The sequence below is a fragment of the Streptomyces calidiresistens genome (assembly GCF_014141525.1).
Taxonomy (GTDB): domain Bacteria; phylum Actinomycetota; class Actinomycetes; order Streptomycetales; family Streptomycetaceae; genus Streptomyces; species Streptomyces calidiresistens.
Genome location: NZ_VKHS01000230.1, coordinates 1 through 6,894 on the forward strand (window position 1 = coordinate 1; position 6,894 = coordinate 6,894).

Here is a 6,894-nt window from a genome sequence, read left to right on the forward strand (position 1 = left end):
CGCCCATCCTCCCCCCTCCCCCGGCCCGACCCAAGGGTCGGCGGCGGTGATCGCGCGCCCCCGGACCTTTGCTAAGGTTTCCCCTGTCGCCGAGGGCACGGCCCCGGCACGACACCTTGTCCGGGTGGCGGAATGGCAGACGCGCTAGCTTGAGGTGCTAGTGCCCTTTATCGGGCGTGGGGGTTCAAGTCCCCCCTCGGACACCACACCACGACCCCGGCCTCTCCGGCCGGGGTCGTTTCGCTGTGCGGGGTCACCGGGTCCCGGGTGCGTGATCGGGAACGCCCTCCCGTGGTCGGGTCGTGAGCGAGGGCCGCCCGTCCCGTGAGGAGCGCCCCACCCCGGGACCGGGGGCGGGGCGCCCGGTTCGAGGACTGCGCGGGCGATCCGGTTCCCCCTCCCTTCCGGGAAGCGGGACGTACGGGACGACACGGCCCGGGCCCTCCGGGACGTCGGTCCGTGAGGTCAGCGCGCGTCGCGGGGGTTGAACGACCCGGTGTCGATGGTCAGCGGTACGGGGAACGCCGTGGCCACGGCCTCCCACGGAGTGAACTTGAAGTTCGTGGCGGCGGCGTCCCGGCCCGGCTCGGCGGTCGCCTCGCCGTCATGGGTGACCAACAGGCCCATGGGGAAGTCCCGTCCCAGCGGGACGTTCACCACGGTCGCGCCGTCCGAGTGCCGCACCCCGTCGGTCACCGGGCCGTCGGTGATGGCGAACGAGCCGACGTACTCGTTGCCCCCGGTCCGCCGGTACACCGCGAAGGTGTCGTCACCCTGGCTGGAGACGATCACATAGCCGGCTCCCTTGCCGGCCTGGTAGATGGTGACTCCTTCGGCGTCGGCGGAGAGGCTCCGGCCGCCGAAGCCCGGGTCCTGGTCCGTGTGGAGAACGCACTCCTCCTCCTCGTCGTACGTCCACGGCACGCCGTACTCACGGACCCGATCGATCAGCTTCGGCTTCCCGAACTTTCCGCCGTCGACCCTCACCCGCCACAACCCGACATCCTCCTGCCCGGCGTAGAGCACCCGCTTCTCCCGGTCGACGGCCATGCCCTCGACCTGCGGGCGCTCACCGGGGTCCTCGCACGGGGTCCACCGGGTGCCGTCGGGCAGAACGAAAGTGTGGGGCAGGTCGATGGTGTCCACGGTCCTGTAGCCGACGCGGCCCTCCTGCTCCTTGAGTTCCAGCAGCCCGACCCGGGTCTCGTTGCGCCGGGAGACCACCACATAACTCTTCCCGCCGTCGCGGTAGGCGGTCAGTCCGTAGGAGGTGCGCTGCTCGTTCACCTGCTGCTCGTCGGCGGCGAAGACCGGGGCGACATCGGAGGCCGTCACGTCCCTGAGCGGCGGGCGGCCCGCCGCCACGGCGGCGGGATCGATGGCGTATGCCCGGATCCGGTCGCGGCCCCGGTCGCTGACCAGCGCCAAGTCGGTTTTCTTCCCGCCAAGCCGGAAACCGTGGATCACGTCGACGTTGTTGAAACGTCCCACCGCTGCGCCCGGTGTCGGTGCGGCGGGAGCGGGGAGGTGCTGGAGGCGACGGCCGTCGAGACCGTACACCTCCAGGCCGCCCTTCTTCAGGGTGCCGATCACCAGGCTGAGCTCCGGGCGGTCCGGGTGAACCCAGATGGCCGGGTCGTCGGCGTCGGCCTCGCCACCCGCCTTGTCGGCATGGGCGACCGGGGTCTGGGCGGTCGCGTGGACCGGGACCGGGGCCGGGGCCGAGGGCTGGGAGGCGGCGCCGGCCGCCATGGCCAGGGCAGCGACCAGAGCGGTGACGGGAGAAGCGCTCACGTTACTTCCTCGCTGGTGGGGGCGCAGAACCCGGAGGACGTTACGGGCGGTCGGAGAATCCGGTCGTACGCGGGTGTGAACGGTGCACGGCCGATCGGTGCGGTCTCGCCTCCGGTCGGAAGCGCGAGGCCGTGCCCTGCGGGCCCGGCGCGATGCGTGGGCCGGACCGCCCGATCGGACAGGCCGGCGGCGATGAGGATGCCAGACCCTCCCGCGACCGGGGGGTTGTGGCCGCCCGGCAACGCACATGGAGGCCGAGGAGGTGGTTCCGGGAGTCACCCGACTCGATCACTCCCGTATCGGCCGCCCTTCCGAGGGAACGAGCCATCGCCCGCCGGAGAGTTGTCCGCATCCGGTCCTCACGGGAAACAGGGGCCATCGGGTTCCTTCGGTTCGGGGAGAGCCGTGGGAAATTCGCGCGGGCCGGCCCTGGCGGGGAGGCGCCCGGGTGTCGGAGGCGGATCCTCGCCGAAAACCCACGGCGCCGGGACGACCGACCAACCGTCCGGGTCCCGGAAGACCGGGGCACCGCGTTCCGACCAGTACGGGTTGGCGGCGGGAACCGGCTCGTGGCCGTGGTCCGCGAGCCGCCGGGTGGTGGTGATCACCGCCTCGGGGCCCCGGAGGTAGAGCACGAGTTGATTCTCGGGATGGGGTTCGGGAATGCGTGGTGGATCGCCGTGTTGGAGCAGTTCCATATGCACCGGGGTTCCCGGCAGTCCGAGGACGACTCCGTCGTAGCCGCGCTTGCCACGCCATTCGGCGAGCACCGGTAGACCGAGGACGTCGCGGTAGAAGACGAGGGCCTCCTCGTAGGCGGCGGTCGGGCGGGCGAAACGCACCGCGCCGATATCCGGGTGGGACGGCCGGAAGGGTCGCATGGGCCGATGTTGACGGAACTCGGCACCGGGGCGGTATCGCCCTTTGGGCGTAGGGGCGGGCCGATGGGCGGAGTGCCACCGCCTTCGCCTCGACCTCCGGACCTCCGTCCCCGGCGGTACGTCCCGTGCGACGCGCCGGGGAGTGGAGGGGGACCGGGACCCGGCAGGTGGTGCCGGTGGAGGTGGACGGACAGCGGCTCGGTGTGATGAGAATCCCCGAATGCACTCGTTACCCGTCTCCACACCGTTCCGTTCACCACGCACCGTCCGGGCTGCCCGGACCCCGGTGGCGGGGGTCATCGTGCTCGGCGTTGCCCTCCTGACGGGGTGCGGCACCGTGGCCGTCGGCGATCCGGGCGGGGACGGGCCGCCGGTCGCACCGGTGGACCCCGTCCCCTCGCCCCCTTCCTCGGACGAGCCACCCGTGGAACCGGCGCAGGAGGACATCTCCTGTCCCCCGTCGGGGTTGCGGGTGACCGCCGACTTCACCAATCCCGCGATGGGACTGCGGGTCATGGGGTTGCGGCTCGTCAACTGTGGTGACACCCCTCGACGCATCGAGGGGTATCCGGGGGTCACCCTGCTCGACGAGGACGCGGAGGCGCTCGACGTGGAGGTGGTGAACGGCTCCGGGGACATCGCCTTCGTGGAGGGGTTCGACGATCCGCCGGTCCCCTTCGACCTGGAGCCGGGTGAGCAGGCGTCCGCCGGGTTGATGTGGCGGAACACCGTGACCCACGTCGATGATTTCCGCTATCCGGCGCCATACCTGACGGTGTCACCGATACCGGGCGAGGAGGCGCAGTTGGTGGTTCCCGACGGTGACATCGACACCGGCAGCACGGGGATCGCCGGCGTCTCGGCCTGGAAGCCCTTTCCCCCGGCCCCTTGATCAACCGGCGGGAACGCGGGGGTGGATCACGGGGTGGTCGACGTGCGGCGGTACTCGGATCCGTCGCGGGTTCGGGTCAACAGGCCCGCCTCCACGAGGTATCGGCGAAGGGCCGGGTAGTCGTCGTGGACGTTCGCCAGCGCCTCGTTGACCTCGCGCTCGGTGTATCCCCGTCCGGGGTCGAAGAGGGTCCGCGCCAGGTGTTCGAGGAGCTGTGCGCGGCGGGCGGTGCGACGCGGGATGGTCTTCAACCGTCCGTCGGTGAACATGGCCGGGACATCGCGCGCCCCGCCGGATTCGTGGTGTGCCCCGGGGTCGTCCATGGCCGGGAGTCTTCCCGGCCATGGACGGCCGGGGCAAACCGTTTTCCCCCGGAAGCCGGACTCCTCGTCGGCCCGGACGGATCACGATCACACGTTCGAGTGATCCTCCATCACAAGCACTCTGAGTTACGCCGACAACCCTTACCGTGATGACGGGTCTTGGGGGAATGGCACCCGGGACCGGAGCCGGGATCGAGGAGGGCGTGGGATGGGCGAGCGGGGTGACGACACCGGGCTCCTGCGCGGTTTCGGGCGCCAGTTGAAACTGCTGCGCGAGCGGGAGGGGCTCTCGCGTGAGGAGTTGGGCGCCTGGGTGGGTTACGGAAGGGAGCAGATCGCCTCGGTGGAGCAGGGGCGGCGCATCCCCTCCCCGGAGTTGATCGAGAGCGCGGACGAGGTCCTGGGCGCCGGCGGCCTGTTGCGGGCGATGAAGGAGGAGCTGGCACAGGCCCGGTACCCGGCCTTCTTCCGCGACGCCGCCCGCCTGGAGGCGCGGGCCGTGGAGATCCACGTCTACGCCTGCCAGGCCGTCCCGGGCCTGTTGCAGACCGAGGAGTACGCGAGGGCCGTTTTCGGGATGATGCGTCCGCCTCTCCCCCACGAGGTGATCGAGGAGCGGGTGGTGGCCCGCATGGAACGACAGGCCCATATCAGCGACCGCCGGCCTCCTTTGATGAGCTTCGTCCTGGACGAGTCGATCCTGCGGCGTCCCATCGGCGGAAGCGGCGTGCTCCGGGAGCAGGTGGAGCGGCTTCTGCAGGTGGGGAGGAGGCGGGAGGTGGAGATCCAGATCATGCCGATGGAGCGACAGGAGAATGCCGGGCTGGCGGGCCCCTTCACCCTGATGGAGACCTCCGACGGCAAGCGGGTCGCCTATCTGGAGGTCCAGAACGTGAGTCAGTTGCACACGAAGCGGGAATCGGTTCGTGGGTTGGAGGCCAAGTACGGCATTCTCAGGGCCCAGGCGCTCAACCCACGTGAGTCGTTGACCTTCATGGAGAAAGCGCTGGAAGGGGAGCCATGAGCCCGGAGCGATACGAGAACCCCGCACCCCGTCGCTGGGTCAGGAGCAGCCACAGCAGTGAGGAGGGCGGCGAGTGCGTGGAGATGGCCGCCGTGCCCCGATGGGTGCTGCTGCGGGACTCCAAGCGGGTGGGGGGTGCGGTGGTGGCCGTGCCGACGGAGGGGTGGTCGGCGTTCCTCGGGTTCGCCCTCGACCGGGGGCGGTCGGACGGCGCGTGACGGCGGCCGACGACGTGCCGGGTTCCGTCACGCGGCGGTGCCCGCCTCCCGAGCGGGGAGACGGGCACCGTTGAGGTCCGCAGGCGGGGTCAGGCCGGGGTGGTGGCCTTCTCGCCCTCCTCGGCGGCGGGCTCGACGGAGGCCGCAGCGTCCGCTGTCTTCCCGGCGTGGCGGGGCATGAAGGTGAAGGCGACGGCGGCGGCCACGAAGGCGAGGACGGAGGAGACCAGCATGGCCTGCGTGAGCCCGTTCATCCAGGCGGCCTCGAAGGTCGCGAGGTAACCGGCGGCGGCCTCCTCCCCCGCGCTCTCGGCCACGGCCGGCACCACGGCGTGCAGGGCGACGGCGAAGCTGTCCTCGGCCAGGCCCCGCAGTTCGGCGGGCAGGTCGCGCACGGCGTCGGCGATCCCGGCGGCGTAGCCGGAGGCCAGCATGGAGCCGAGGATGGCGATGCCGAGGGCGCCGCCGAGTTCGCGGGTGGTGTCGTTCATGGCCGAGCCCATGCCGGAACGGTTGCGCGGCACGCTGGACATGAGCAGTTCGGTCGCGGGCGGCATGGCCAGGGCCATGCCGACGATGACCACGAGGATGGGGACCAGCACGCCCCAGTAGGTGACGTCCGCGTCCCAGCCGGAGCCGAGCAGGAAGCCCACGGCCATGACGGTCAGGCCGAAGGAGATGACGGCCCGGGGCCCCCGGGCCCGGACGATGTTGGGCACCAGGGGGGCGAGGATCATCATCGGGAGCATGATCGGCAGGGTCACCAGCGATGCCTTGAGCGGCCCGTACCCCAGGATCAGCTGGAAGAGCTGGGCCAGCGCGTAGAAGGCGCCGAAGAGGGCGAAGAACGCGATGGCGCAGGTGAGGGAGGAGACGCCGAAGACCGGGTTGCGGAAGAGCTTGAGGTCGAGCATCGGGTGGTCGGTGCGGGTCTGCCACCAGACGAAGAGACCGAGGCCGAGGACGGCCGCCATCGCGCCGACGAGCACGCCGGGGTCGGTGAAGCCGTGCGAGGGGCCCTCGATGATGGCGTACACCAGGCCGAAGATGCCGATGGTGGACAGCAGGCCGCCCCACCAGTCGACGGGTGTCCGGCGCTCGTCGCGGGACTCGGGGGCGAGGACCTGGTTGGCCACGAGGGCGCCGAGGGCGAGCAGGGCACCGACGACGAAGACGGAGCGCCAGTCGTAGCGCTCCAGCAGTACGCCGCTGAGGATCGACCCGAGGGAGGCGCCCACGCCGGCGATGCCGGTCCACACGGCGATGGCGCGGGGGCGCTCGTGGCGGGGGAAGACGTTGTTGATGATCGACAGGGTGGTGGGCATGACCATGGCCGCGCCCACGCCCATGAGTCCCCGGGCGAGGATGAGGCCGGCCCCCGAATCGACGGCGAGTGCGGCGTAGGCCGAGGAGGCGACGAAGACGAGCAGGCCCGCCTGCATGACGACACGGCGGCCGTAACGGTCGCCCACGGTGGCGGCGGTGAACAGCAGCGCGGCGAAGGTCAACGAGTAGAGGTCGATGACCCAGGTCTGCTGGAGGGTGGTCAGGCCCAGGTCGGTGCTCAGCGACGGCAGGGCCAGGTTGAGGCTGCCGTTGGCGAGCATGACGGTGAGCAGGCTGGTGCACATGGCGGCCAGGACCCGCCATCGGCGCCGGTACACATCGGGGGGTATGCCGTCGAGATCGTCGGTCGGTACGGGGGTGCCGGTGGCCCCGGGGGCGTCGTCGGCGGCCCGGGCGGGGTCCCGGTCCCGGGTGG

At 71.1% G+C, this 6,894-nt stretch carries 7 protein-coding genes and 1 tRNA gene; 4 read left to right on the plus strand and 4 right to left on the minus strand.

Going from position 1 to position 6,894, the window contains the following annotated elements; translation table 11 throughout:
- Positions 1-118: 118 nt before the first annotated feature.
- Positions 119-206: transfer RNA gene (locus FOE67_RS11765), tRNA-Leu, on the plus strand.
- 259 nt (positions 207-465) lie between these two features.
- Here the strand turns inward: FOE67_RS11765 and FOE67_RS11770 are convergent.
- On the minus strand, positions 466-1,794 hold the full coding sequence (locus FOE67_RS11770) for a phytase (RefSeq protein ID WP_323384773.1): 1,329 nt from the start codon (positions 1,792-1,794) through the stop codon (positions 466-468).
- Between the two features lie 359 nt (positions 1,795-2,153).
- Positions 2,154-2,675: a VOC family protein gene (locus FOE67_RS11775; protein WP_182663341.1), complete on the minus strand. Its 522-nt coding sequence runs from the start codon at positions 2,673-2,675 to the stop codon at positions 2,154-2,156.
- Between the two features lie 301 nt (positions 2,676-2,976).
- Here FOE67_RS11775 and FOE67_RS11780 point away from each other — a divergent pair, with 301 nt between their 5' ends.
- Entirely contained in the window at positions 2,977-3,567 is a 591-nt protein-coding gene (locus FOE67_RS11780) for a DUF4232 domain-containing protein (RefSeq protein WP_323384775.1), read from the plus strand.
- Between the two features lie 26 nt (positions 3,568-3,593).
- Here FOE67_RS11780 and FOE67_RS11785 read toward each other — a convergent pair whose 3' ends face one another.
- A complete protein-coding gene (locus tag FOE67_RS11785) occupies positions 3,594-3,890 on the minus strand; it encodes a DUF2087 domain-containing protein (RefSeq protein WP_182663345.1) in 297 nt (98 codons plus the stop codon).
- Positions 3,891-4,098: 208 nt separating this feature from the next.
- Between FOE67_RS11785 and FOE67_RS11790 the strand changes: the two genes are divergently transcribed.
- Both FOE67_RS11790 and FOE67_RS11795 read left to right on the plus strand, forming a co-directional pair.
- Entirely contained in the window at positions 4,099-4,914 is an 816-nt protein-coding gene (locus FOE67_RS11790) for a helix-turn-helix domain-containing protein (RefSeq protein WP_182663347.1), read from the plus strand.
- The gene (locus FOE67_RS11795; protein ID WP_182663349.1) at positions 4,911-5,132 is read left to right on the plus strand and encodes a DUF397 domain-containing protein; all 222 of its coding nucleotides are present in this window, start codon (positions 4,911-4,913) and stop codon (positions 5,130-5,132) included. The genes FOE67_RS11790 and FOE67_RS11795 overlap by 4 nt, the downstream gene beginning before the upstream one ends.
- An 89-nt stretch (positions 5,133-5,221) precedes the next feature.
- Here the strand turns inward: FOE67_RS11795 and FOE67_RS11800 are convergent.
- Positions 5,222-6,894 (minus strand): MFS transporter (locus tag FOE67_RS11800; RefSeq protein ID WP_182663351.1); only part of this gene is annotated, 1,673 nt, incomplete at its 5' end.

Bases quoted from the DNA above. Each gene is read 5' to 3' on its own strand.
- FOE67_RS11795 (WP_182663349.1), top strand. From the start codon at position 4,911: ATGAGCCCGGAGCGATACGAGAACCCCGCACCCCGTCGCTGGGTCAGG.
- FOE67_RS11785 (WP_182663345.1), bottom strand. From the start codon at position 3,890: ATGGACGACCCCGGGGCACACCACGAATCCGGCGGGGCGCGCGATGTC.
- FOE67_RS11775 (WP_182663341.1), bottom strand. From the start codon at position 2,675: ATGCGACCCTTCCGGCCGTCCCACCCGGATATCGGCGCGGTGCGTTTC.
- FOE67_RS11790 (WP_182663347.1), top strand. From the start codon at position 4,099: ATGGGCGAGCGGGGTGACGACACCGGGCTCCTGCGCGGTTTCGGGCGC.